At 65.9% G+C, this 26,043-nt stretch carries 15 protein-coding genes, 1 tRNA gene and 1 pseudogene; 7 read left to right on the top strand and 10 right to left on the bottom strand.

Features of this window, described 5'->3' with window-relative positions; genetic code table 11:
• Positions 1-23: 23 nt before the first annotated feature.
• Genes drmC through drmD form a run of 5 tightly spaced genes read right to left on the bottom strand, consistent with a single transcriptional unit; the run spans position 24 to position 13,908 of the window.
• Complete coding sequence (gene drmC, locus DES52_RS14545; protein WP_110887545.1) at positions 24-779, bottom strand: DISARM system phospholipase D-like protein DrmC; 756 nt, start codon at positions 777-779, stop codon at positions 24-26.
• A gap of 1 nt (position 780) precedes the next feature.
• A complete protein-coding gene (gene drmB, locus DES52_RS14540; protein WP_110887544.1) occupies positions 781-2,628 on the bottom strand; it encodes a DUF1998 domain-containing protein in 1,848 nt (615 codons plus the stop codon).
• The gene (gene drmA, locus DES52_RS14535) at positions 2,625-6,527 is read right to left on the bottom strand and encodes a DISARM system helicase DrmA (protein ID WP_110887584.1); all 3,903 of its coding nucleotides are present in this window, start codon (positions 6,525-6,527) and stop codon (positions 2,625-2,627) included. Before drmA ends, drmB begins: the two co-directional genes overlap by 4 nt.
• Positions 6,528-6,553: 26 nt before the next feature.
• Positions 6,554-10,816, bottom strand: a complete 4,263-nt coding sequence (locus DES52_RS14530; protein WP_110887543.1) for a type IIL restriction-modification enzyme MmeI — start codon at positions 10,814-10,816, stop codon at positions 6,554-6,556.
• Positions 10,816-13,908 (bottom strand): DISARM system SNF2-like helicase DrmD, encoded by a 3,093-nt coding sequence (gene drmD, locus DES52_RS14525; protein WP_110887542.1) that lies wholly within the window; start codon positions 13,906-13,908, stop codon positions 10,816-10,818. The genes DES52_RS14530 and drmD overlap by 1 nt, the downstream gene beginning before the upstream one ends.
• Before the next feature lie 252 nt (positions 13,909-14,160).
• Between drmD and DES52_RS23760 the strand changes: the two are divergent.
• The 3 genes and pseudogenes from DES52_RS23760 to DES52_RS14515 all read left to right on the top strand — a co-directional run.
• Positions 14,161-14,241 (top strand): annotated as a pseudogene (locus DES52_RS23760) (hypothetical protein); the annotation flags it as partial.
• Positions 14,242-15,699: 1,458 nt separating this feature from the next.
• The gene (locus DES52_RS23485; protein ID WP_245901015.1) at positions 15,700-16,338 is read left to right on the top strand and encodes an AAA family ATPase; all 639 of its coding nucleotides are present in this window, start codon (positions 15,700-15,702) and stop codon (positions 16,336-16,338) included.
• Positions 16,338-17,261 carry a hypothetical protein gene (locus DES52_RS14515; RefSeq protein WP_110887540.1) on the top strand — a complete coding sequence of 308 codons (924 nt, stop codon included), beginning with the start codon at positions 16,338-16,340 and terminating at the stop codon, positions 17,259-17,261. Before DES52_RS23485 ends, DES52_RS14515 begins: the two co-directional genes overlap by 1 nt.
• A gap of 117 nt (positions 17,262-17,378) precedes the next feature.
• Here DES52_RS14515 and DES52_RS14510 read toward each other — a convergent pair.
• Positions 17,379-17,454 (bottom strand) — tRNA-Ala (locus DES52_RS14510).
• A gap of 111 nt (positions 17,455-17,565) precedes the next feature.
• Here DES52_RS14510 and guaB point away from each other — a divergent pair.
• From guaB to DES52_RS14495, 3 genes are all read left to right on the top strand, one after another.
• Positions 17,566-19,041, top strand: coding sequence for an IMP dehydrogenase (gene guaB / locus DES52_RS14505; RefSeq protein ID WP_110887539.1), 1,476 nt, complete (start codon positions 17,566-17,568; stop codon positions 19,039-19,041).
• Between the two features lie 68 nt (positions 19,042-19,109).
• Positions 19,110-19,748: a PAQR family membrane homeostasis protein TrhA gene (gene trhA, locus DES52_RS14500; RefSeq protein WP_110887538.1), complete on the top strand. Its 639-nt coding sequence runs from the start codon at positions 19,110-19,112 to the stop codon at positions 19,746-19,748.
• Positions 19,749-19,791: 43 nt separating this feature from the next.
• Positions 19,792-20,409, top strand: a complete 618-nt coding sequence (locus DES52_RS14495) for a ComF family protein (protein WP_110887537.1) — start codon at positions 19,792-19,794, stop codon at positions 20,407-20,409.
• Here the strand turns inward: DES52_RS14495 and DES52_RS14490 are convergent.
• The 4 genes from DES52_RS14490 to DES52_RS14475 form a co-directional block, all read right to left on the bottom strand.
• The gene (locus tag DES52_RS14490; RefSeq protein ID WP_110887536.1) at positions 20,385-20,825 is read right to left on the bottom strand and encodes a response regulator; all 441 of its coding nucleotides are present in this window, start codon (positions 20,823-20,825) and stop codon (positions 20,385-20,387) included. The two genes, DES52_RS14495 and DES52_RS14490, sit on opposite strands and share 25 nt — an antisense overlap.
• Positions 20,822-23,104, bottom strand: coding sequence for a PAS domain-containing sensor histidine kinase (locus DES52_RS14485; RefSeq protein ID WP_170131064.1), 2,283 nt, complete (start codon positions 23,102-23,104; stop codon positions 20,822-20,824). Before DES52_RS14485 ends, DES52_RS14490 begins: the two co-directional genes overlap by 4 nt.
• Positions 23,105-23,194: 90 nt before the next feature.
• The gene (locus DES52_RS14480) at positions 23,195-24,028 is read right to left on the bottom strand and encodes an alpha/beta hydrolase (protein WP_110887534.1); all 834 of its coding nucleotides are present in this window, start codon (positions 24,026-24,028) and stop codon (positions 23,195-23,197) included.
• Between the two features lie 62 nt (positions 24,029-24,090).
• The gene (locus DES52_RS14475) at positions 24,091-25,425 is read right to left on the bottom strand and encodes a collagen-like protein (protein WP_110887533.1); all 1,335 of its coding nucleotides are present in this window, start codon (positions 25,423-25,425) and stop codon (positions 24,091-24,093) included.
• A 161-nt stretch (positions 25,426-25,586) separates the two neighbouring features.
• Here DES52_RS14475 and DES52_RS14470 point away from each other — a divergent pair, with 161 nt between their 5' ends.
• Positions 25,587-26,024, top strand: a complete 438-nt coding sequence (locus DES52_RS14470) for an OsmC family protein (protein ID WP_110887583.1) — start codon at positions 25,587-25,589, stop codon at positions 26,022-26,024.
• Positions 26,025-26,043: the final 19 nt, after the last annotated feature.

Raw genomic sequence — 26,043 nt, 5'->3', positions numbered from 1 at the left:
CTCTAGCAGCGCGGGCGTGTCGTTCAAGCTCGAACGAGCACGCACGTGTCGACGAGCGCGCGGAAGTGCCGATCGAGCTGCTCCGGCACCCGCCCGCCGCGAATCGTCACGCCGAGTTCCATGTTGCGCTCCAACGCGGCCGTCGTGAGGTTCGCGCTCGTCACGAGGCAAGCCGCGCCGTCCACGACGACGGCCTTCGCGTGCACCGCACCGACGCGACGCGTGGGGTTCCATTCGTACAACGTCGCGCGCGGCACGGCGGCGCGCATCTTCTCGATCGAATCGACCGACAAGCTTCCTCCTTTGGCGGCGGACGTCTCCAGCAAGATCGACACGTTCACGCCGCGCGCGCACGCGCCGTCGAGCGCGGCCACGACGCTCGGCACGTCGTACGCCACGTAACTCGCCACGAAGACGCGCTCGCGCGCGGCGTCGACGAGTTCGACCAGCACGCGTTCCGTGTGCCGCACCGACAAGAACGTCGTGGTCGGGCCCGTCCACGCGAGCGACACGTCCGTCGCGCGCCGCGCCGCGCTCGCCGTGGCGGCCGCGGCGCGCAGCGCGCTCGCGAGTTCCGCGCCGGACGTCGGCACGTCCTTCCACACGACACCAAGGGCCGTCACGGCGTCGGACGGCACGCCTGGCAGCGCGTTCGCGATCGCGCGCGGTCCGGGCGCGCGTTGCACGAAGCCGGCGAGTTGCTCGACACGCTCGATCGGCAGCGTCGTGGCGACGCGCGCCACTGCCGCCCACAAGGCGCTCGTCGTGTGGATCGTCACGTCACGCTCTTCCGAAGAACGCGGCGTCCACGCACTCGAAAGTCGGCACGAGCAACGCGCGGTCCAAGTAGCGGTTGCCGCGCTCGCACGACGTCTCGGCGACGAATTCGCACGCGTGGCACGCCGCGGCGTGCAAGGAGCGATCCTGACCGGGGTCGTGCTCGGAGCACAACGGGTCCGACGAGCACACGCGCGCGCGCCGCAGCGCTTGGGCGAGCACCCGCCCGAGGTTCTCGGGCTTGCCGAGCTCGACGAGCCCGCCGAGCGTGCCGTCCGCGTCCGCCGCGGCCGTGTACAGCAAGAAGCCTCCCATGGGACTGGCCGCGTCCGCGTCGGCGTACACGCGTTCGCGAATGCTCGCCGCGCCGTACCCGCACTCCAACGCGAACTCCCGAATCAGCAGGTGCGCGAGCGAGTGCAGCATCGCGTACCGCACGCCTGGGTAGTGCGCGTCGGGCGGAAGGTCGCGGCTCGCGCGCCATCCTCGATGCCCGCGCCGCAAGCGCTCGTCGCGTTCGCGCACTGCCGGACGCGCTTCCCACCTGCGCAGTTCCGCCTCGTCGAAACGCACGAACACGCCTTCGCCGTGCACTTCGGACGCCGGCACCCAGCGAGGGCGCGCGGCCGTCAGCGACGCGACACGGTCGCGCGCGCCGACGTCCAGCACCTCCTCCGGCGAGTCGACGCGCGTGAAGCCGAGCAGCGCGTTGACTTCACGCAGACGCTTCACGAGCGACACCGACGCGATCGTCGACGCGAACGCCGTCGGCACGTCGACGCGCTCGGAGAGGAAGTGCGGCCACGAGGACGCCGCCGGGGCGGCCGTGAGGACCGTCCACTCAGGCCGCTTCATGTCCTCGGTCGACGCGGCGTCGGACGTCGCGGTGCTCGCCCCGGACCGCTTGCGCTCGACCGCGTCCCACACCTCCTCGGTCGTCAAAGCGTCGAGCGCCGGGAAGTGCCCACGCTTGCGCAACGTCTTCAGCACACCACGCAGTTCGCTGGCATCCTCCGCGTCCTTGAGGTCTTCCCACGCGTCTTCGACGAACTGTCCGAGCTTGTCCTCGGCCAGTGGGATCGCGAGGGCGGACAGCGTCACCGGAAACCACGTGTTCGTCGCGCCGAGCACCACGGCGCGCGGCCGCGCTTCACACCCGTCCTCGTACCGATCCAAGTGCGGATGTCGACCGCGACACGCGGGCAGCGCGCGCCGGCCTTCCTCGCCAAACGCGTGCGCGAGGGACTTCGCGGCTTCGCACGTGTCGCACCGCACCCACAAGTTCTCCGTCTGCAGCGACGCGCCGCGCTCGAAAAAACGCAGTGTGCCGCCGCAGTCGCTCGGACCGCCATGCACGAACCAATGCCACGGGAAGTCGTCCAGGTGCCCGTTCTCGCACGCGAGCAGGAACCTCGCGGGCACGGCGTCGCTGCGCTTGCCCTTCTCGCAGTTTGTGTGCACGAACGACGAACGTTCCGGTCGGAACGCGTCGGCGTCGAGGTCGAACAACCCTGAGTCGAACTCGCCGAGCAGACCGCACCGCACGCAACGCAACCAACGCGGGAACGGTCGCACCGGCACGCCTTGGTGCGCCTCCGCGGACAACGGGTCCACGTCGTCGTCCGCGACGGGCGGTTTGCGAAGACGCTCGACTTGCGGCCCGAGGGTGCGGCGCACGGCCGCGAGGAGGCGCGGTTCGTCCACGACTTCGCATGTGCTTTCGCGCCACTGGTCGAGGCCCATCGTGACGACCGACAAGTTCGGCAAGTCCACGAGCGCGCCGGGCCCGTACGTCCACAGCAACTGGCTGGGCCGCACGGTCCCGACGGGCGCGGTGGTGAATTTCGTCATGCTTCGACTCCTTCGTCCTCGGTGAGCGCGGCGCGCCACGCGGGGCCGTCGTGCGCTTTGGACTTGTCCATCACGAGGCGCACGCTCGGCTCGACTTCGCGCATCGACATCGGCACGGTCGTCTCCGTCCACGTCGCGGCGCTCGGCGACTGCAACAACGCCGCGACGGTACCCGTGCCTTCCTGGTACCCGAGGTCGCGCCCGGGCCGCTTCGCTTCGCGCACCCAGAGATCGAAGCGCGCGCGCGTCATGTCGCGCGCGTCGTCGCTCGCCGCGTGCTTGCCGGTCACGAGACCGGCGCGCCGCGCGACGAGCGCCGTCGCCTCCACGGCTTCCGCGCGCGTCACGTCGTCGAGCGCGCCCGCGCCGACGTTCGCGTTGAGCTCCCGGCCCCCGAGGCGCGCGAAGCTCACGAGCGTGCCCGTGAGCCCGCGGTCGAGGGCGCGCGGCGCGAACGGCGTGACGGACTGCGCTTCGACGTGCTGGTAGAACGTCGCGTGGTAATGCTCGAAGGTCTCGTAGTGCGACAAATCTCGCGGACGCGACCACGACAGCACCGTCACGACCAGGCCGGGCGATGAGCGGCCGACGCGGCTCGTCGCTTGGATGTACTCGGCGGTGGTCTTCGGTTGACCGTTCACGGCCATGAGGCCGAGGCGGTTCACGTCCACGCCGACGGAGAGCATGTTCGTGGCGAGCACGACGTCCACGGCGCGCGCCTCGCCTTTCGACCACGCCGTCTTGTGCTTCGTCTCCAAGCGATCCAAGGTGAGCGGGATGTCGCGGTTCGACACGCGCGACGTGAGCTCCACGACTTCGCGCACGGACCGCTGCACGAGGCCCGGCCGTTCGATGGCGCTCATGCTGACGCGGAACGAGCGCGTCTGCACGTCGTCCTCGCACAAGCGCTTCATGCCGCCGAGCTCCCGCAGAGCGTTGAAGTACCCCACGAGAGTCATGTACGGGTCGGCCGCCGCGCCGAAGCGTTCGAAGAGGGCTTGCGCGCCCGTGAGGAGCGCGACGTACACGCGGATGAGCATCGCGGGTTTCGACGAGCCGGGCGCGCACACGCCGAGGTACGAGCGCCCGGGCTTCTCGCTCGTCGGCGTTCGACGCGAGAAGAAGTTGTCGCCGACGTCCACGCCGTGCGGCGGGAAGACGGTCGCGCGCCTCAGGAACACCCCGTTGACTTGCTCTTCGGCTTTGCGCACCGTCGCGGTCGACGCGAGTACCTTCGGGCGCACGGTGGCGTCGCCCAGGCGCCACGAGCACAACGCGTCCACCGCCGTCTCGTACAGCCCCACCATGGTCCCGAGTGGGCCCGAGATGAGGTGGAACTCGTCTTGGATGATCAAGTCCGGCGGGCGAATCTGCCGGACTTTGCGCACCGTCGTCGCCGGTAGCTTCCCTTTGACGGGGTGGGCGCCGTTGCACTCCGAGTCCGGCCACAACAACCCGTGCCGCGGGCACTCGGCTTCCACGCGTCCGAACAGCGTGCGCACCTGCCCTTTCCATGCCATCATCGCGAATTTGTCGACCGTCGCGATCAGCATGGACGGCGGGCGGTGGTACAGCTCCTCGTCGACCACCACGACCGGCAGCCCGGGCCCGTTCGTGTCGGCGAAGGGGCACGCGTCGACCACGTCCGAACAGTACAAGCTCGTCGCGCCCTGCTCGGCGTCCACCACGACGTCGCGTTTCGGGTCGATCTCCGCGCCGCACCACGGACACGTCGTGAGTTGCGCGGGGCTCGCGGCGCGCGGCCGCTTGCCGTTTCTCTCGGCCTGAATCGCCTCGTGCGCTTCCTTCACGGTGTTCGGGGTGCTCTTCTGCCCGACCCACAGACCGATGCGGAACGGCGAGCGACCCCACACGGTCGGCTCGGCCGCGCGCAAGCGCTCCATCGCGCAGATCAACGCGCTCGCTCGTTGAAATTGCTGCATCGTCAGCAACCGCAGCGTGTACCGCATGATCACCGACAAGCCACGCGAACCGTCGAGTTCGCCGAGGTCGGGGCGAAGGCGGCGCATCGCCATCGCGAACGCCGCCACGCCAAGGTACGCCTCGGTCTTCCCGCCGCCCGTCGGGAACCACAGCAAATCCGCCTCGGCGTCCACGTCGCTCGTGCGGTCCTTGTGCGCCGGGTTCGCGAGCGACGGCACGCCGAGCAGCACGAACGCCAACTGGAACGCACGCCACGAGTGGTTGCGCGGCACGTCCACGTCCCCCACCGTCAACGTCTCGCCGCGGCGGCGACGCAACGCGAAGATGGAACGAACGCGCTGATCGGCCATCGCGAGGTTCGCGAAGCGAAAGGCCTCAAGGGCGGCGTCGTCGTGCCGCAGCACGTCCACGCCTTCCCTCAGGCGGTCGCGCACGTGCTCGCACCGCTCCAGCGCGGCGTTCGCCGTGTCCTCCCAGCCCGCGACGTCGGTGGCGATCCTCGCGCGCTGCGCCGCGATCCAAGCCGTGTACGACGCGACGAAGGCGTCGAAGCCCGCGACGAGCGTCTCGCGGTCCATCGCCGCGAGGCGGCGCATGTCCAGGAAGTCGCTCGGCACGCCGTCGAGCGGCGGCGTCTCCGTGATCGGCACTTCGTAGCTCGGCATCACCCGCGTCCGCACTTCCGTCGCGCGCTCGAAATCGAACAGCGACACGCGCGCCGCGACGGCCACGCCGTGCCCCACGGCGAACTCCACGTGTTCGCGGTACAGCATCGCGAGCGCCGCGCGCTCCGCGTCCGTGCCGTCCTCCTCCAAGGGCGGGCGGCGCCGGAACGATCCGTCGCGGCCGAGGTCGCGCACGACGAGTTCGGGTTGGAAGAGCCACGCGGCGTCCACGTTCGCGTCGGGCTCGCGTTGCGTGTTCACGAGGAACAGCGTCACGAGGCGGTCGCGACCGTTCGGCGAGAGGCGCACGCGACCGCGCACGACGACGCCCGGGCACGCCGGGTCCGGCGCGATCGGCTCGATCATCGCGCCGTCCAAGCTCAAGGCGAACTTCCCGCCCGATGGAATCCGCTTCCACGCCCGCATCGGGCGTTGCGTTCGAGGGTCGGTTTGCCGTTCGCTTTCGCGGCGTTCGTACCGTCCCCACGTCGCTTCGACTTCCACGTGCGTCGCGTCCGCGTCCACGCAGAAGGTCAAGCCGAACGACGACGGCACGATGGACGCGTTGCGCGACGCGTCGAGCTCCGACGCTTCCTCCTCGGGATTCGGGCGGCCCGACGCGCCCTCCAACGCCTGCCCGGGGTCCGCCGCGACGCCTTCGAGCGGCCGCAAGTCGATCGGCGCGCCAGCGTCCTCGTCGGCGTCGAGCGTCGCGACGGGATTCGCGATCACGTCGACGGGCGCGAGCTTCCCGACGAGGTACCGGTCGCGCACGCTCATCTCGACGATCTCCTCGTGCGGCCCGTCGGCCGGGCCGAGCAAGTCGTCGACGAGCGCGAGTCGCAGCAGCTCGCGCACGTACGCCTGATCGTCGCTCGTCGGCAGCGTTTCCCACGCCGCGCCCGTGGCGTCGCGCACCGCCTTCGCGAACGCCGCCTGGTCCACGCGTGCCACGAGGACGCGCGGATCGTGCCCGTCGAAACCGAGCGACGCCAGCGACGGCTCGCCGTCCACGCGGCGCGACACGTCGAAGTACAAGGTCGTCTCTGCGCTCGTGGACCGCACGCGGTACACGCGGCCCACGTGGACCACGCGCCACTCCTCGCCGTGCTCCTCGGCCACGAGGACCGCGTCGCCTTCGCCCACATCGCGCCACCGCTCGCGGTCGCCCGGCAATGCCAACGTGTGCTCGTCGAGCCGCGTGAAGGCGTCAAGGCTCGCGAGCCACGCGCTCGGAATTCGAGGGGGACGTTCGAGCGCGCCGCCCCGTCGCCTTGCTTCGTTCGTCATGTTCGACTTCTCCTTCCGATCGTCCTTCACGACTTCGCTCGGTACTTCGCGCCGCGCTTCTCGCCTTCGCGCTCGACGAGGCCCGCGTCGAGCAGCTGCGCGATTGCTGTGCTCCACGCCGAGTCCGGCAGCTTCAAGTTCGTCACGATCGCGTCCTTGCCGTGCCATCCCCCTCGCTCGCGTAGGAACGCCGCGATCGCGGTCGCGCGGTCCGAAGGCGAGGTTGCAGTGGTGGTACCGAACAAGTCGGGTTGCTTGTCGTCGACAGTCGCCGCGTCCGCCTTACCGGACTTCTTGGCGTGGCCCTTCACGGGCAGGGTCGCCTTCGCTTGCTCTGCCTCGTAGTACTCGAAATTCAGGTTCGCTAGGCGAGCTAAAACCTCTAACCGTGCAACTTCCGAAATCGTGAAACGTCTCCGATCATTCTCGGGTAAGTACGATACATCGTGGAAACCATGATTTAAGTCAAAGTAGATTCCGTATGCTTTTGCTACTATTTTATCATTACTCACTATTTCATTTCTTAATTCTTTCACATCATGATCGTTGCAATCATTGCTATTTACAAGCCGCAGTAGTGCGGTAAGTCCAATACCTCTGGATTCCATGCAATCCCTTCTCAAGTTTTCAAGGCGTCGGCCGGATTTTGCGAGATCATCGTCATAAGTAATCGAGTGTGGAATTGGGAATGTTGTGAAGCACATCGTTGGGCTGTACCGTAGATCGGATTTTAGTCGGCCTCCATATCTCCAGGCATGCACCAAATGAAGATTGCTTTGCAAGACTGCAAATAGCGCTCTTGATTCAGTTGGGATTACAACTACTGCGCTGTCGAAGACGTAGTTAGAGGGGACAAAAGCGAAAGAGCAAGAACTGCTAACCCTTGATATTGCCAAAACCTCTGCATATTTTGGAAGCACTTTTGCCAATGCTTTTGCATTCTTTTCATAAATCCACCATTGCTTCCATAAAGATGGCTTACTGCTTCTTATCTCAAATCGATGAGGCTTAACGCGCATCTCAAGAATATTATGAATTTCATCGAGTTTAAGTAGTTGGCCTTCGTTTAGATCGTTGACATCTATGATATAGCGTTGCGGTTTTTGACTTGGGCTACTATTTAGGTCTTTGCCGATCAGAAACGGTCTGATGTAGCGAGAATTGATCGGATTTTTCAGCAATCGCTCTGCTTCCTCGATACTTAAGAAAAAGCCATCCCCGTTTGGAATTACCCCGTTAAATGCCTTTCCCTCATTTTCTAATAGACTTTTGCACTCCCAATCATTCTCTTGTTCAAGAAAAGAATTGATTTCTTGAACCTGTAAATTGTCAATATTTTTAGTGCCCCTCCAGGCTCCAGAAATGATATGAACCAAGCAGAAAAATACATTGGCTTTGCCTGGCCATTTCCTTCGAGGGCTTGCAGAATAGATAGTTGATCCGCCTTCAATAATATGTTTCAATCCAGATATTCTAGACTCGCCCTCGGTTATCGAGGAGGTCGCTATCAGTCCTATGGTCCCTTGTCGTCTGACAAGAGTAGAGCTGAGAAGTAAAAAATGTACACACAAGTCAATATTTCTTGTTGCGTGACTGTTTCGATTTGCCAAAAAATGATTGTAGCTGCTCCCCATTGTAGTTGAGACGTCTTTGCCAAAAGCAAATGGAGGATTGCCGACAAAGGCGTCGAAACCACCATATTCACGCACAAATACTTCGGGAAATTCGAGTGGCCAATGAAATGGGCGGCGCGGCCGACCCTTGCTGGGCAAGTCAGTCGCGAGCGAGGCGGCGGCCCGGTCCGTCACGGTCTTCGCGGCTTGGGCATCGCCTTCGAGCATCCGCCCGACGTCGCCGGAAACGAGGTTCAACGCCGGGTTCAAGGCGTTCTTCGTGCCCGCGTGCTTTAAAGCCTCCCCGATCAAGGCGTCGGCGGCATGGTGCGGGCGTTCTAGCACGGCGCGCGCTTCGGCGTCTAGCGAAGCCATCGCGTCGACGTCCCGAATGTCGCGAATCGGCGTGGCGCGCAGGCGACGGCGCGCTTCGACCGCGCGGTTCACGGCGGCCTCGACGTTCCCCGCGAAGAGGCGCGCTTTGCCCGTCGGCGTCATGGCGAACTCGGTGAGCTGCTCCAAATGGTGCAAGCCGAGCAAGCTGTCGCCGTGGCGAAGGTTGTGGTCGAGGAAGCCGAACGGGCGTCCCTTGGCGAGCGTGACGAGCCATAGCGACAGTTTGGCGAGTTCGACGGCGAACGGGTTGACGTCGACGCCGTACACGCACCGCTCGGCGACGAGGCGGCGCGCGAGCAGCAAGCGCTCCTCCGCGTCGTTCGCGAGGGGTTCCGCGCCGCTCGTGGCGTCGCGCACCTCGCCGAAGGCGTCGACGACCGAACCGGCGGCTTCGGCATTCGCCCAGCTTTCGACGAGCCGTTCGGCGAGCCAGCGGCACGTTTGCACGAGGAAGGCGCCCGAACCCATCGCGGGATCGCAGATCTTGAGGTCCAGGAGTTCGCCGGGCGTCTTGAGACGCCATGCGTCGGGCGGCTCGCCCTCGGCGGGGCCGTGGTACGCGAGCGGCGTGAGGGTCGTCGCGACGACCTTCTCGGTGAGGGCCTTCGGCGTGTAGTGCGCGCCGGTCGCGCCGCGGTCGTCGCCGCGTGTCACCACGAACGCGCCCGCCGGGTACACGACCGGTTCCTTCCACGCGTCGACGCGCAGCAGGTGCGCGACCGGCAGCGCGCGCTCCATCAGGGCGACGTCGCCTTCGCACGCACGCAGCAAGCGCGCGCGGTCGTGGTCGTCGACGTCCTTCTTCACGGCCTTCGCGAGGGCGGACTTCGATCGACCCGTCACCTCGACGAGGAAGTCGACGAGCTTGCCTTCGCCGTCCAACGCGGCGGATTCGAGGCGGGCGAGCGTGACGTTCGGGTTGCGCGCCTTCTTCGAGCCTTCCAATCCCAGGGTGGGTTCGGTCGTGCGCGCGACCGTGCGTTCGAGCAGGCCTTCGTAGACGTGTCCGATCTGCTCGACGTCCAGCGCGCGGTACGACAGGAGTTGCGCGCCGTCGCCGCGCTCCAGCTTCTGCAGCGCGGACAGCAGCAGCAGCACCGTGCGGTTGTCGATCGGCAGCGGCTCGGTGGGCGCGCCTCTCCACGTCGTGCCTTTCGCGCGGCCTTCGAGGAAGGGAAAGCGGTCCGGGTCGAACAGCGAACCGCCGAGGGCAGGCAAGCGCACGGACTCGTGCTCGACGCCGCCATACACGGCGCGGAACGTGGCGAGCAAGCGACTCCACGCGTCGTGCCGTCGTTCGAGCACGGCGGGGCCGTCGCGATCGGCCGCTTCGTCGAGTTGTCCGCGCAGCGTCGACACGGCGTAGCCTTCGTCCCACGTCGGCTCGCCGTGCAGCAGCAGCCCGCGTTCCTCGGCGCACAGCAGCACGACGAGCCGCATCATGACCGTCAAGCCCGCTTCGTACAGCTCGGCCGGAGACACGTCGCGCAGCAAGGCGCCGTTCTTGTCGCGGTTCGCGCGGTCCAGGGAGCGCACGAGCACTTCGACGGCGCGCTCGACTTGCTCGCCGAGCGTGGACGTGACGTCCTCGCGGAATTCCGCCGAGCGGTCGAGCAGCGCCCACGGCGTGCCTTCCTCGCGGCCGAACAAGCGGCGCGCGTTCAGCAACGACGCGAAGGCGCGCAACGTGACGGGTTCGTGCCACCAAAAGCGCGCGAACCACGACACGTGCCCGGACACGGCCCCGAGCGGCGCGTCGAGCAGCGTCCAACGCTCGCCGTTCGTGACGAGCGCCGCGCGCACGCCGAGCGCGCGGCACAACGTCGCGGCGCGCTCCAACGGCGACGCCGCGCCGCGCGCGTTCGCGAGCGGCTTGTCGAGCGCCACGTTCGCGTCGTGCACGACGACCAGCATCTTCGGCGCGCCGCCCGCGCGGCCCACGACGAAGGTCGGCCGTAGCGTCTCGCCCGACTCCGGCACGACATGCGCGAACGCGTCGTCCTCGACGTCGCCGAGGACGCCGGCGCGCCAGCCGAGCACTTCGTCGAGGACGAGCTTCACCCACTCGCGGTGCAAGCCCGGCAAGAGGGCGTCCTCGTCGTCGACGGCGGCGCGCCACTCCTGCCACGCCGCGTGCGCGCGGCGGCGCGCGGCCGGGTCGGGCGTGTCGAGGCCTTGCGGGAATTCGTCGCGCAAGACGTCCGGGGCGAACCAAGCGCCGGCGACGTCGACGAGCGAAAGCCAATCCAGGGTGGAGTCGGTGTCGTGAAAGGTAGGCATCAGGCGCGACCTCGCGAGGTGGATTCGGGAACGAGGAAGATCACCGCGACGGGGAAAGTGCGCGGCGTGGGGTCGGCGTGGCGAAGGCGCGTCGCTTCGAGTTCGCGGTCGCGCTCCTCGGGAATGCGCCGCAAGCGCTCGCGCAACGCGGCGCGGTCGCGTCGCAGTTGCTCGGCTTCCGGCGGGGTGAACAGCATCGGTTGCAGCGGCTCCTCGTGCTCGATCTCGCGCCGCAACGCGCCCTCCAAGTCGGCGAGCACGCGTACGACGTCGTCCGCTTCGGCTTTCGCACGGCGCTCCAAGGTGTTGACGAGGGTCGCCATGCGGTCGCGCGAACGCGCTTCGACGGCCGCGCGAATCTGCTCCTCGTGGCGCGCGAAGCGATCGACGAGCGCGCCGAACAAGGCCTCGCTCGGTAAGGTCGGCGTGGAAGCGCGCTCCAAGTCGCGCAAGCGCGTCACTTGCGGCACGCGCACGAAACGGTCGTGCCCGAGCTCGCCGCCCGCGAAGGTCAACTCCTCGTGCAACCGGCGGTGGTCGCCGCCCGTGACGACGAGGCGCGACCACACGCCGACGACGGGCGTCGCGAGCAACGCGTCGGGCACCGCGCGCACCGCGGCGCGCTGCAAGCGCGCGCTCCCTTCCGACGACCACACCTCGGCGCGCAGGAGGCGCAAAGCGAGCTGCACGAGGTCGTGCTCCAAGTGCGCGAGGACGACGTCGTCGCGCCCCTTCGCGACCGCGTGGTCGAAGGTGATCGGACGGCGCTTCTTCGTGAACGGGTGCTCCAACCCGGCGCTCGCACGACCCCACGAACCCGTCGCGATCGGCACGTCGAACACCGCGCCGTCGGGCGCGCCCGGCAAGGTCGTCGGCACGAGCGGCAGCTGACCGTCGAGGCGCAGCGCGAGCGCCACGGCACGCGCGACCCGCTCGGGCGCGAGGCCGAAGTCGTCGCGCGACTCGACGAGCTTCGCGTGCAAGTCCGCCACGCGTTCGCGCAAGCGGCGCTCCACGGCGAGCGAGCCGCGCGCCGCTTCCGCTTTGCGCGCCGCGTCCGTCGTGTCGAGCGTCTTCGCGCCGCCCAGCATCGCCTCCTCAATGCGGCGCGCGAGCACCGGACCGACGCTGCCGAGGTCCTGGCGAATCGCGTCCACCTTCCTCGCGGCGCGCAGCAGGAACTCCGAGTCGTCGACGTCGCGGTCGTCGCTGCCGCCGCGCTTCCCGACGGGATGCCAAATCGACACGACGGACGCCTTCTGCCCGTGCCGATCGACCCGGCCGTTGCGTTGCTCCATGACGTTCGGATTCCACGGAATCTCGACGTGCAGCAACGTCGAACAGTGATTTTGAAGGTCGATGCCTTCCGACGCGGCATCCGTGGCGAGCAAGATTCGCACGGGCGACACCGCCGGACTCGCTTGGAACGCCGCCTTGACCTCTTCGCGTTCGGGGTGCGGCAGGCCGCCGTGCAACTTCGCGAGGCGGTCGCCGCCGTATCCGTTCGCGACGAGGATCTCTTCCAGCCACGCCATGGTGTCGCGGTACTCGGTGAAGAGGATCACGCGGCGATCGTTCCAAGCGCCGCCCGGGCGGACTTCGCGTTCCAGCCACGCGAGCAGCGCGCGCGCTTTCGCGTCCGGGCGGTTCTTCGCGCGTTCCGCCCACGCCGTCAAGCGGTCGAGCAGCGCGCGCTGCTCGACCGCGAGCGGCGTCGACGCGCCGCTCGCGGCGCGCGTCGCTTCGTCCAGCGCGCGTTCGGCTTCCTCGTCGTCGGCGTGGTCTTCCTCGGCGCGCGCGAGCGCGCGTCGCAAGATGCGCTCGTCCAGGTCGTTCGCTGTGACGCGTTCGCGCGCGCCCGCGAGGCTCGCGCGGTGCTCGGCGAGCGTCTTGGCGAACGCGCGCGGCGACGAGAACAGACGCTTCTTGAGCAGCTTCAGCACGAAGGTCGTGGCGTACTCGTGCCGCGTGCCGCTCGACGCGTCCAAGCGCGCCTTGGCGTACGCGGCGAGCAGGCGCTGCACGTCGCGTTCCTCGTCGTCGTACGCGACTTCGAGTCCGCGCAACTCGCGCTTCGGGTAGAGCGCGCGGCCTTCGGCGTCCACGAGGTCGCTCTTGAGGCGCCGCACCATCACTTGCTGCAACTGCCGCGGGTCGGGCGGCACGGAACGCGAGAAGCGTCGATCGTCGAGCAGTTCGAGCAGCGACGTGAACGACTGCTGGTAGCCGTTGTGCGGCGTGGCGCTGAGGAACAGCTTGTGCTCGAAGTGCGGCGCGAGCTTGCGAATCAAGCGCGTGCGTTGACTGTCGACGGCGTAGTGTTCGCTCGCCGACGGCGCGACGTTGTGCGCCTCGTCGACGATCAAGACGTCGAAGCGCCGCGGGTACGTCGCGTGCGGCGGCAAAGCGTCTTCGAGCAAGCGCAAGCCTTCGCCGCTCTTCGCCCAGTCCATGGATGTGATGAGGCGCGGAAACGACGTCCAAGGGTTGGCGTGAATGCCGCGGCGCCGACGGAAGTCGCGCAAGTACTCGGTGTCGACGATGCGGAACTCCAGCCCGAACTTCTCGCGCATCTCGACTTGCCACTTCACTTGCAGCGACGCCGGCACGACGACGAACACCGTGCGCGCGCGGTGCCGCAGCAGCAGCTCTTGCACGACCAGCCCGGCCTCGACCGTCTTGCCTAACCCCACGTCGTCCGCGATCAAGAGGTTCACGCGCGCCATGTCCACGGCGCGCGCGACCGGGTCGAGTTGGTAGTCTTCGATGGTCGCGCCCGACCGGAACGGCGCTTGAAGCAGCGAGCGGTCGGCGTTCGTCGCCGCGCCCCACCGCACGGCGTCCAAGAAGGCGTCGAGGTCGGTTGCGTCGTCGAAGCTCCGCGGCCTCGGCAAGCCCGCGCGTTCCAAGACGCGCGCGCCGGGTTCGAGTTCCCACACGAGGTCGAGCTCGTCGCGCGGTCCTTCCTCGTCGACGGACGTGACGCGCACGACGTGCGACGCGCCGCTCGCTTCAAGTGAGGAGGCGCGAACGTCGCCGACGACCCAGCGCCGTCGGCGCACTTCGACGAGTTGTCCAGGTTCGGGGATCACGCTAAGCACTCCTGAACGAATTGGAATGGCATCCTTCGAAGCTTAGCTCACGAAGAACGGCGTCGGCCTCGCAAATGACTTCGCGTTTTCCAGGTCCACGGCCGATGGGCCTTTTGTTCTACCGGACGATTGCAGCGACCTGCGTCAGCCATCCTGCGTAGGGTCGCAACTTCGCTTGGCGGATACGCTGTCTCGCCATAATCTGGCATCGTAGATCGTCCTACCACCCGTCGAATCACGTCGAAAGGTCGCATGTTGAAGTCAATCGAGCTGGAAAAATTCAAGTCGATTCGTACGACGCAGAGGGTGGAATTCAAGCCTCTCACGCTGTTGTTCGGTCCTAACAGCGCCGGCAAATCGTCGGTCATCCAAGCCTTGCTCCTTCTCAAGCGAGCGTTCGAAGTCGGCGACTTCAACCCGGGTGTGATTCGACACCAAGCACAGGAGGTCGATCTCGGCGGTTTGCTGAGTTTCATCCACGGTCGCGTTCCTTCGCGTACGTGCCGGCTGAAATTCACCGTCGAGGCTACCGACGATCGTTCGGAGGACCGGCCAGGTACGTCGCGCCGCAAGCGTACTTTGACGTGGGACATGGAGCTCGGCTTGGATCGGGACGAGCAGCAGGACCCTCGACTCGCGCAAGACCCGAACCGCCGCTTGGATCAAGGTGGCATTCGTCGATGCCGTATCTACGAGGACAACACCTACCTCTTGACGTTGGAAGCGGCTGAGGTGGCCGACGTTCAGGGTAGGAGTTTCCCGCGCGCGCTCGCGCTCACTCACCTCAACACCGACGCACCGCAGCTGCGGCGTCTCGTGCATTCGGCCCTGCGGTCGGAATTCAAGGAAGCATCGACGAATCCCGAAATATTGCAGATTTCGCGATCCCGTTACGACATGGCGGGTCGAGAATTGAATGCTGCTGTCTTGACGGCTCTTCGAACGGACTTCGCGATTCCGGAAGCCGCGCTTCTCACCGGCGTGTTGGGGCGTGCCGCACCTCGTGGTCTTCACGTCGAGCACAACCCAGGCACGAGACGGTGGCAGGCGGTGGAGGACGTGGGCGATCGTAGTCATCGTTATCTACCGTCCCTCGCTTCGCATTCGTCGGCGTTCCGTGAAGTTTTCGCCGAATTCGAGACGTCAACGACGCCTCGACAACTTCGCCTTCCTGCAGGTGACGTTGGACGTCGGCTTCTCGATCATCTCGCGCGGCCGTTGCATAATCCAGATCGCGAACAGTTGGCAAAAGACCAGCACGCCTACTTCCTAGCCTCCCACTACTTGGAGAACCAGCGCAGACTCGTCGAGGAGGTCCTACCGCTGTTCGTACGTTTCGTCGACACGCTGGCCGTCGACACTGCTCGCGCGCTCGAAGGATTTCGTTACCTCGGTCCGTTGCGTCGTCTGCCGGATCGACGTCTTGGACGAGAGCAATCGAGTCGGCAGGACGGCGACGTTTGGTCGACCCTCGTCAAGGACGGCAATATCAGAGAAAGAGTTAACCGCTGGTTGGGTCCGCACGGGCTGAACACGTCTTACCGATTCGTCGATCGGAGGCTGTTCGATCAGCGAAGCGTCCGGCGAAGGCAGCACTTGGCATACGAGGATGGCCTGACACAAGGTGTTTCGTGGCTGACGAAAGCCTTGAGGACAGAGCTTCCTCTCCAAGGAATCCCGCTCGAAGCCTTCGAGCACGCGCTGGAGCAGGTGCGACGGAGAGTCCTCGAAGCACACCTGGCGTCTTTGGAAGAGTTCCCCGATGCGGAAGAGCACTCGAAGGTCGAAGACGTGGACTTGGACGCGGAAAGCGAGGCGATCGACTTCGCGAACTCGAGAACCGCCGAGCTTGGGCAGCTGCGCTTGTCCTGGTGGGCGGCCGAACACTCGGCTTCGCTCGCCGACCTGTCGGCCGAGAAGTTCTACGCCGATCGCCCGAACGCCTACGACGAATTCACGTCGCCCGCTAGCGCAGAATTGGTGTTGTTCGACGTGCGTCACGACGTCGCAGTCAGCGTTCGGGACGTCGGAACGGGAATCAGCCAAGTCGTGCCCGTGTTGGTGTACGCGGAGGCCGAGGACGAAAAGCTGGTCGCCATCGAACAGCCCGAACTGCACTTGCACCCCGCGTTGCAAGCCGAGTTGGCCGACACGTTCATCGCGAGTGCCAAGAGAAATCGAAGCGTGTTCTTGCTGGAGACGCACAGCGAGCATCTCATGCTGCGAATCCTTCGGCGGATACGCGAGACGACCGAGGGCGAAGAGCCGAGTGAAGAACTACGAATCGGCCCTCAAGACGTCCTCGTGCTGTTCGGCGAACCGAGTTCGCAAGGAAGTACATTTCGAGAAGTTCCGCTGACGGTCAACGGTGAATTCGAAGGACATTGGCCCAAGGGGTTCTTCGCCGATCGCTCGAAGGAGCTGATGTGATGCTGCGGGAGTACGCCGTCGAACCCGACGCGCTCGCTCAACATCCGCTTCCGTATTCGTTCGTGATGGCGTTCGGCTCGCACAGCGGTCGCTACTTGGCGACGCTGCAAAGCTCGAGCAAGTGGCGTCGGCGAGTTGCACAAGCGATTCACACCATGCGCGAACAGGGGAGAGGGAGCGCCAGGGCGCTGGCACAATGCGAAGCTTGGCTCGAAGAGCAGCAGAACACCGCGTCGCAAACGATCTACGTCGACAGGACGGGCTCGCCGTACGACGGGCGACTCTCCTGGCTCGAGAACGCGTTGAAGCAACATGCCGACGATCCGTTCGACGCCGTTTTGACTGAAGACGGGCGCCGAGGCACGCAGCGAATCGACGAGGCGCACGACGGGCAATCTTGGTGGCGAGCGGTTCAATCTCGACGCATCGCGAAGAAGCCAGAGCAATACGGCGACGTGTTCGGTCGAACGCTCGCGCGAAGTCACAGCGTGCTGCTTTTGGACCCGTACTTTTCGCCTTCGTCTCGACACGTCGGCGTGCTCGGCGAACTGCTTGGGCAGCTCGAAGTTGCGCGCGGTCCGAGCGTCGAAATCGTTTGCCTGTGCACCGCGAACAATTCCGCGGACACCTTCGAAGTGGACTGCGAGCGGCGACTGCCTCGACTCGTTCCCGCGGGCGTCACGTTGAAGGTGCGGCGTGTCGAAGGTGCGCTGCCGGAAAAGTTCGACAAGTTCCACGATCGCTTCCTGCTCACCGATCGATTGAACGTCATGGTCGGCTACGGGTTCGACAGTCCATTCGGCGCGGCGCCGACGACCACTTTGGCCATGATCACGCCCGAAGATGCCATGGAACTTCGAAGTTGGATCGACGATTCGAGTCGTTTCGCCACGGACGTTTTGTGGGTGCATCGACGCGATTGAAGCGTGTCGAGCGGAGGAAGCGGAAACTCGGTTTGCCAACCGTTTGCCAAACTTCGTCTAATATCGGCCGAATCGAGGATCCGAAAAAGCGAAACCCCGTCGGTGACGGGGTTTTCTTGGTGGAGCTGAGGGGATTCGAACCCCTGACCTCCTCATTGCGAACGAGGCGCTCTCCCAGCTGAGCTACAGCCCCTCGGAAGGGTCCCTTACGGGCGAGGAGAAGATTAGCACGCGATGTCCGGGCGCGCAAGAGGGGGCCAGCTTCCCGTGATTCGCCCGCGCGAGGGGTATACTTCGCGCCAATATGGACGCTTCGAACGACCGCTTCGCGTACAAGTTCTCCCAGGACGGCATCACCTTCGACGACGTGCTGCTCATTCCGCGGCGCAGCGAAGTTCTTCCGAACGAGGTGAGCCTCGAGGCGCAGCTCACGCGTCGCGTCCGCCTCAAGGTTCCGTTCGCGTCCGCCGCGATGGACACCGTCACCGAAACGAACATGGCAGTCGCCATGGCGCGTGAAGGTGGCATCGGGGTCGTTCACAAGAACATGCCGCTCGAACTGCAAGCCGAGATGGTCCGCAAGGTGAAGCGTTCCGAAGTCGGCATGATCGTCGATCCGATCACCCTGCCGATCGAAGCGACCGTCGGAGACGCCGAGCGCCTCATGAACGAGTACCGCATCAGCGGCGTGCCGATCACCGCGCCCGACGGTACACTCCTCGGCATCGTGACGAACCGCGACTTGCGCTTCGTCACCGACATGAGCACCCCGGTGCGAGACGTCATGACGAGCGAGAACCTCGTCACCGTGCCTGTCGGGACGTCGCTGGAGGACGCCGAGGCGCAGTTCAAGAAGAGCCGCATCGAGAAGCTTCTCGTGGTCGACGAGGACTACAAGCTCACGGGTCTCGTGACGATCAAGGACGTCATGAAGCGCATCAAGTACCCGCGCGCCGCCAAGGACGACATGGGTCGCCTGCGCGTCGCCGCCGCCATCGGAAACTCGCCCGACCTCATGGACCGCGCCGGCGCTCTCGTCGCGGCGGGCGTCGACGTTCTGGTGCTCGATTCGGCGCACGGGCACTCGGTCGGCATCTTGCGCGCGCTGGAACGCGTCAAGACCCACTTCGACGTGGACGTCGTCGCCGGAAACGTGGCGACGTACGAGGGGGCAAGGGATTTGATCTTGGCGGGAGCGGACGCCGTGAAGGCGGGAATAGGGCCAGGGTCGATCTGCACGACGCGCGTCGTCACGGGCGTTGGCGTGCCGCAAATCACGGCGATCTTCAACACCACCGAAGCGGCCTTGCCCGAGGGCGTGCCCGTCATCGCCGACGGCGGCGTCAAGCAGACCGGGGACGTGCCCAAGGCGATCGCGGCGGGCGCGAGCGTGGTGATGCTGGGGTCGATGTTCGCCGGGACGGACGAAGCGCCGGGCGAAGTCGTGCTGCGCGAAGGGCGCCGCTACAAGTCGTACCGGGGCATGGGGTCGCTGGGAGCGATGGATCAGGGCAGCGGAGATCGGTACTTTCAAAGCGGTTCGAAGAAGTTCGTGCCCGAAGGCATCGAGGGCATCGTGGGGTACAAGGGCGCGGTGAGCGAGGTGCTGTATCAACTCGTGGGCGGCCTTCGAAGCGCGATGGGGTACTGCGGAGCGCCCGACCTCGACACGTTACGGCGCGACGCGCAGTTCACGCGCATCACGTCGGCGAGCCTGATCGAGAGCCATCCGCACGACGTGACGATCACGCAAGAAGCGCCGAACTACAGCCGCAAGTAGTCCAGGACGACGTCCGCGATCATGACGGGGGACCATTCGTCCTCCGTCGTTTCCGTTACACTTCCTGCATGCGACGCCTGTACAGCGCCTTGCGCGAGCCGATCAACGCCCTCACCCACTGGAGCGGGGTGGTGCTCGCCGTGCCGTTTACGATCGTGATGCTCGTGTGGGCGAACGCGAAGGGTCTCAGCTTGTGGCCGTTCGTGGTATTCGGCGTGTCGTTCGCGCTTCTGTACCTCGCGTCGGCGAGCTACCATTCCTTCCACGGCTCCGAGCGAACGCTGCGGTGGTTGCGCAAGCTCGACCACAGCGCGATCTTCCTCCTGATCGCCGGAAGCTACACGCCCATCGCGTACTACGGCCTCGGCGAACCGTGGCGCGACGTCGTGCTGTGGGTGATTTGGGGAATCGCCCTGGCCGGAATCACCCTCAAACTCGTCACGATGAAGTTGCCGCGCTGGATCTCGACGGCTCTCTACCTCGGGATGGGGTGGTTGGCCGTGATGTTCCTGCCTCAGTTTCTCAAGACCCTGCCGCCCGCCGCGCTGATATGGCTGGCGATCGGGGGCTTGCTGTACACGGTGGGCGCAGTCGTGTACGCCATGAAGAAACCCAACCTCGGAACGTTCGGTTTTCACGAGGTGTGGCACCTGTTCGTCCTCGGCGGTTCCAGCGCGCACTTCGCGATGATGCTGAGCTTGCGCTGAGCGGTTTTTCCTCGGCTTCAGCGCCCGGCGATACGCTCGCCGGGTGTTGAACTTTCTCGCGGCGCTGCTGCCTCGATCTTGCCCGGGTTGCCGCGCTTCGCTCGGAGCGGCGAGAGGGGTGTGCGACGCGTGCCTCGCCTCGCTGCGTCCCGACGTGAGCGCCCACTCCATGCTTCGCTCCGACGTGTCGCCACACCTTTTGAGCCTCGGGCCGTACGCGGGCGTGACGCGGCGGCTCGTGAAGGCCCTGAAGTTCGACGGAAGCCGAGAGGTGGCGTCGCGTCTCGCCAGCGTTCTCGCGCCGAGCGTGCCAGCCGCGTGGAACGTGCAGGTCGTGACGAGCGTGCCGTTGCACGCGTCGCGCGAGCGCGAGCGTGGCTACAACCAAGCGGACGTCTTGGCGAGGGAAGTCGCGGCTCGGCTCGGCGTGCCGTCGCGCCTCTTGCTGCGACGCGTGCGCCGCACGCGTCAGCAAGCCCGCTTGCGCGGCGCGGCGCGAAGTCTCAACGTCGAGGGCGCTTTCGAAGCGACGGAACGGGCGCCTCGGCGCGTGTTGCTCGTCGACGACGTGCTCACGACCAGCCGCACGCTCGGGGAATGCGCGCGAACGCTTCGAGCGGCGGGCGCGACGGACGTCTACGTGCTCGTGCTGGCACGATGAGCGACGCCGAGCATCCCCGCGTAGTAAGACGTGACCGCGTGCGTGACGTCGAAGAAAGTCGCGAAGTCGACGGGCTTCGTGACGAAAGCGTTCGCTCCCGCCGCGTAACTCGCCTCGACGTCGTGAGGCGCGTCCGACGTCGTCAGGATGATCACGGTGAGGTCTCGCCAGCGTTCGCTCGAGCGCACTTCTCTCAGCACGTCGAGGCCGCGCAGCCGAGGCATGTTGAGGTCGAGCAGCACGAGGTGCACGTCGGGCGCGCTTTCGAACGGTTCGCGCTTGCCCAAGAACGCCAAGGCGTCCTCGCCGTCGCGCACGGCATGAAGCTCGCACGGCAGCGGCGCTTCCTCCAGCGCGGCGCGCAGCAACTCCACGTCCTCGAGGTGATCCTCGGCGACCAGCAGACGAAGGGTCACGTGCGTCCCTTCGTCACACCGGGCAAGATGAAGTGGAAGGTCGTTCCGATTTCGGGCGTGCTTTCCAGCCACAACCGTCCGCCGTGCCCCTCGACGATCTTGCGGCAAATGGCGAGGCCGACGCCGTTTCCTTCGTACTGCTCGCGGGTGTGCAGGCGTTCGAACATCTCGAAGATGCGGTCGAAGTGCTCGGGTCGAATTCCGATGCCGTTGTCGGAGACGGTGAAGTGCCACATCATGCCGCTGCGCGTCACGCCGACGTGCACGCGAGAGGGCGCGTCGCGCCGGAACTTGAGGGCGTTCGAAAGCAAATTCTGCAGCAACTGCGTGAGTTGCGAAGAGTCGCCGCGCACGAGGGGCAAATCGTCACTCGTGACGACCGCGCCGCTCTCGTCGAGCTCGGCTTGGAGGTCTTGCAACACCGTTCGGGCGATGTCGGCGACGTTCACGCTGTCGAAGCGAGGCGGCGCCGAGTCGAGACGCGCGAAGGCCAAGAGATCGTCTACGAGGGTCTTCATGCGCTTCGCGCCGTCCTTGACGTAAGTCATGTACTGGCGCGTCTTGTCGTCCAGCATCGGCTCGAGGCGGCGCTCGAGCAGGCCTGTGAAGCTCGTCACGGCCCGTAAGGGTTGCTGCAAGTCGTGGCTGGCGACGTACGCGAAGCGTTCCAATTCCTCGTTGCTGCGCCGCAAACTCGCGTTCGCGCGCCGCAACTCCTCCTCGGCCTTGACGCGCTCGGTGACTTCGGTGGACACCCCGATCATGCCGCAGACGCGGCCCGCCTCATCGAAGCGCGGAGCGACCCACATTTCCCACACGAGGTCGAGCACCTTCACGACGCCCGTCGCCAATTCGCCCGAGAGCGCGCGGCGCACGAACTCCAGGGTTTCGGGCGACGAGGCGTACAACTCGAAGATGTTCTGCCCGACGATCTCGCCGCCCGACAAGCCCAACTTGCCGAGTCCTTGGCCTTCGGAGAGCACGAAGGTCCCGTCGGGCGAGACGGAATACAAGATGATGGGCGCGCCGCGAATGACGGCTTGCAACGTTTCGGTGCGTTCGCGTACGAGCGTCTCCAAGTTCGCGTTGAGGCGTTCGAGCGCCTCTCGCGCCTCGACCCGTTCGGTCACGTCGCGCGTCGTCACTTGCAATTGGCTCACCTGGCCGTCGTCGCTCAGAATCGGCAAGCTGGTGCTTTCCAGCCACAGGGGCGTGCCGTCCTTGCGCTGCCCACGGTACGTCACCGTGAACGGTCGGCCCGCCAAGACCGCCTCGTGGCTGCGTTCGATCTCGCTCAAGTCGTGAGGAGGAAAGAGCTCGTACACGTTGCGTCCGATAAGTTCGTCAGGCTCGAAGCCGAGAATGCGGCGGTGCGACGGCGAGGCGTACAGGTACACGCCCTCGGGCGACATGAGGCACACGAGATCGCTGGCGTGCTCGGCGAGCAGACGGAAACGCTGCTCGGACGCGCTGAGGGCCTCCGCCGCCTCGATGCGCTCGGTGATGTCGTAATTCACTCCGATCAACTTCACGGGCCGCCCTTCGTGGTCGCGCACCACTCGCGCGACGGACTGCAGCCAACGCGTCGATCCGTCGGGATGCACCGCGCGAAACGACGCGGAGTAGACGCCCGTGCGCAGAGCTTGCTCGTACGCCGCTTGCATCCTCGAGTGATCGTCGAGGTGCACGAGGCGGCGAAAGTGGTCGTCGGTCCCGTCGAACTCGCCGCGCTGGAGGCCGTACAACCGATCCATCTCGCCTTCCCACGCCGTCTTGCCGCTCGCCAAGTCCGCTTCCCACAACCCGAGTTGCCCTGCCGACAGCGTCATCTCGAGCCGCGCGAGCGTCTGCTGCAACGCCTCGGTGAGGCGGGCGCGCTCGTCGGCCTCGGCGACGCTGCGTTCGAGCGCCGCGTGCCGCTCGTGGACGTCCGTGGCGAGGCACAGCCACGCTCGTGGTGCCGCGTCCTGCGCCATGCCTTGAATGTGCCACCAACGGTAACCCTCGGCCGTGAGGACACGCGCCTCGAAGTTCAGCGTCGCGTGCGCCTCGTGCGCTTCACGCCACGCGCTGCGGACGAACGCTCGGTCGTGCTCGTCGCACAACTCCGCGAAGTCGCTCGGCAAGCGCTCCATGGTCACGCCGCACGTGCGCTCGAACGCCTCGTTGACGAACACCACATGCCCCCGTTCGTTCATGACCCAGGCGACGACAGGCAGAACGCCCAACGTTTCCTGAGACAACATGAACGGTTGGAACAGGGGAGGCGGATGAGTCATGTCTCGACTTCCTTCATCTTTTATCTTAGGTGGCCACATCTGCCGACATGTACGCGAGGATCGAAGATGAAGGAAGTCTTCAAGTGACGTTCACGCTCTTAATTGGACGTGCCCGTTCAACCAAGACGTGACCTTCGCGATCGCCTCGTCCGCGCCCTCGTCGTTGAACAGTTCGTGATACCCCCCCGCCACTTCCCAGTACTGCACGTCCGCGCTCTTGACTTCACGCAGAAAACGCCGCGAGCCTTCCACGGTGATGAGACGGTCGGCGTCACCGTGAATGACGAGCGTCGGAAGGCTCCAGCGGTCCAGCTGCGACCACAAGGCGTGGCCCGCCGTCATCATCTCCGCGCCCGTTCGCGCCTTCACCTTGCCCGTGTAGCACAACGGGTCGGCGTCGAAGGCTTCTTGCACTTGGGCTTGGCGCGACAAGACGCCTTTTTCGATGACGCTGGCGGGAAAGCTCGGCGCGACGAGCGCGATCAAAGGCGCGAGGCGACGCACGAGCGGCGGCGCGTCTTGTCCCGTCACGAGCGCCGGACTGGACAAGATCACACCCGCGAGGCCCCGCGAATCGCGAACGACGCTCATCGCCGTGACGAGACCGCCCATCGAGTGCCCGAGGGCGAACACCGGCGTCTTCACGTGCGCGCGCAACCACTCGCGCGCCGCGAGGTGGTCTTCGGCGAGGTCGGCCATGCGCACGAGGGCGCGCGGTCCGCTCGATTGGCCGTGCCCGCGCTGATCGTACGCGTACACGCTGAAACCAGCGTCGGCGAGGGCTTCGACGACGTGCCCGTAGCGGCCCGCGTGCTCACCGTAGCCGTGCAGCAGCAGCACCGCGCCGCGCTCGTCACGCGCGAGCTTGCGAAATCCCTTGAGCTCCCGGCCGAACGTCCAACTTTCCACGCCCCAATGCGACATGCCTCAGTGTAAAACCCCTCCCGACTCGGGAGGGGTGCGAGGTGACGTCTTCGAACTTGCGATCAGAAGCGCAGTTGCACGCCGAACGCGATCGAACCGATGTTGGCGTTGCTGCCGTCGAAGTAGTAGCGCGAGCGCGCTTCGCCGAACAAGGCGACGTTTTCGAGCAGGCGGTAGTCGACGCCGAGCACGCCTTCGCCGAACGTCGCTTGGTTCGACAAGTTCAAGCCGCCGCCGATGCCGACGTAGCCGTCGACGAGGCCGATCGTCGTGCGGTACGTGCCCGCGAGGGCGACGCTGTTGCCGGGCGACGTGCCGTTGATGGTGATGTCGCCGCTCACGCGCAAGCCGAAGTTGCCGACGAGCGAATCGTTCCCGGCGATGACGCGAACAACTTGGCCGACGTTTTGCTGTAAGACGCTGTACAAGCTCACGCCGAGGTACGAGGTCGTGCGGAAAGGCTCGGCGGGCGGCACGAAGTCGCGCCCGGCGCGGCCCTCGGGGCCTTGGGGACCGACCGGGCCTTGCTCGCCCGCGGGGCCTTGAGGACCGGCGGGGCCTTGGGCGCCCGTCGCGCCCGCGGGGCCTTGAGGACCGGCGGGGCCGGCAGGACCTTGCTCACCGGCGGGGCCTTGAGCGCCCGTCGCGCCCGCAGGGCCTTGAGGGCCGGCAGGACCTTGCTCACCGGCGGGGCCTTGAGCGCCCGTCGCACCGGCAGGACCTTGGGGACCGGCGGGGCCTTGCTCGCCAGCGGGGCCTTGGGCGCCCGTCGCGCCCGCAGGGCCTTGGGGACCGGCGGGACCTTGCTCGCCGGCGGGGCCTTGGGCGCCCGTCGCACCGGCAGGACCTTGGGGACCGGCGGGACCTTGCTCGCCGGCGGGGCCTTGGGCGCCCGTCGCGCCCGCGGGGCCTTGAGCGCCTGCCGGGCCAGGGGTGGTGGTGACGCGGCCGAGCGCGTCTTGGATGGCGCGGATTTGGTTTTGAAGTTGGTCGATTTGTTGCGCTTGGGCGCGCACCTGATCTTGCAGTTCGCTGATGGCGCGCAAAATTTCTTGCAAGCCGAGTTGCAGCGTTTGCAGCTCTTGCGTGTTGCGCGCGATGTCTTCGAGCTTGTACAGCGTCAGAAGCCGCGCGAAGATCACGGCGACTTCTTGCCGCGTGGCGGCGTCGCACCAATCGAAGGATCCACCGGGGTATCCGACGATGAGGCCGCGCTGCACGACGAGGTCGATCGCGGCGCGCGCGTATGGCGCGGCGTCCGTGCATGACACGGGCTGGGTTTGGGCGGGCACGGCCGGACGCACGGCAGGCTGTTGCGTCGGCTCTCCGCTTCCGCCGCCCGCGAAGGCTGTGCTGCCCAACAGCAGCAACGTCGTCAATGAGTATCTGAACTTCATACGTCTCCTCCTTCGAGCAACGCTCGTACTTCTCATATACATCATGAGGGTCCTTCATGTCACGCACTCGAAAGATTGGGTGAACACCCACGTTCACAAATCCTCAATTCTGTTCGTATGTTCACCGTAAGAGTCGTCGAGGCGAGGTCATGATGGCCGCCATGGCGAACATCAAGAGAAAAGCCAACGCTCATTGGACGGGCGATCTTCGCAGCGGTCGAGGTGAACTGTCCACGCCGAGCGGGGTCCTCAAGGACACGGCGTACAGCTACCACACCCGTTTCGAGGACGGCCAAGGTACCAATCCCGAGGAACTCGTCGCCGCCGCTCACGCCGGATGCTTCACGATGGCGTTCTCGAACGTCCTCAAAAGTCACGGACACGAGCCGCGCGACCTTCACACCGAGGCGACCTGCGTCATGAATCAAGTGCCGGGAGGCTTCAAGCTCGCCGAGATGCAACTCGTCGTGCGTGGAAGCGCCGACGGCCTCGACCAAGAAGGCTTTCAGCGCCTCGCCGAGGAAGCCGAGCAAGGCTGCCCGATCTCGGGCGCCTTGAGGAACAACTTGGCGATCAGCGTGCAAGCGACGCTGGAGTAACTCGGCCTTCGAGGTTCTT

This window comes from Deinococcus yavapaiensis KR-236 (assembly GCF_003217515.1).
Classification (GTDB): domain Bacteria; phylum Deinococcota; class Deinococci; order Deinococcales; family Deinococcaceae; genus Deinococcus_A; species Deinococcus_A yavapaiensis.
The sequence above is the reverse complement of the archived record's forward strand: the minus strand, read 5'-3'. Positions and strand labels throughout refer to the sequence as shown.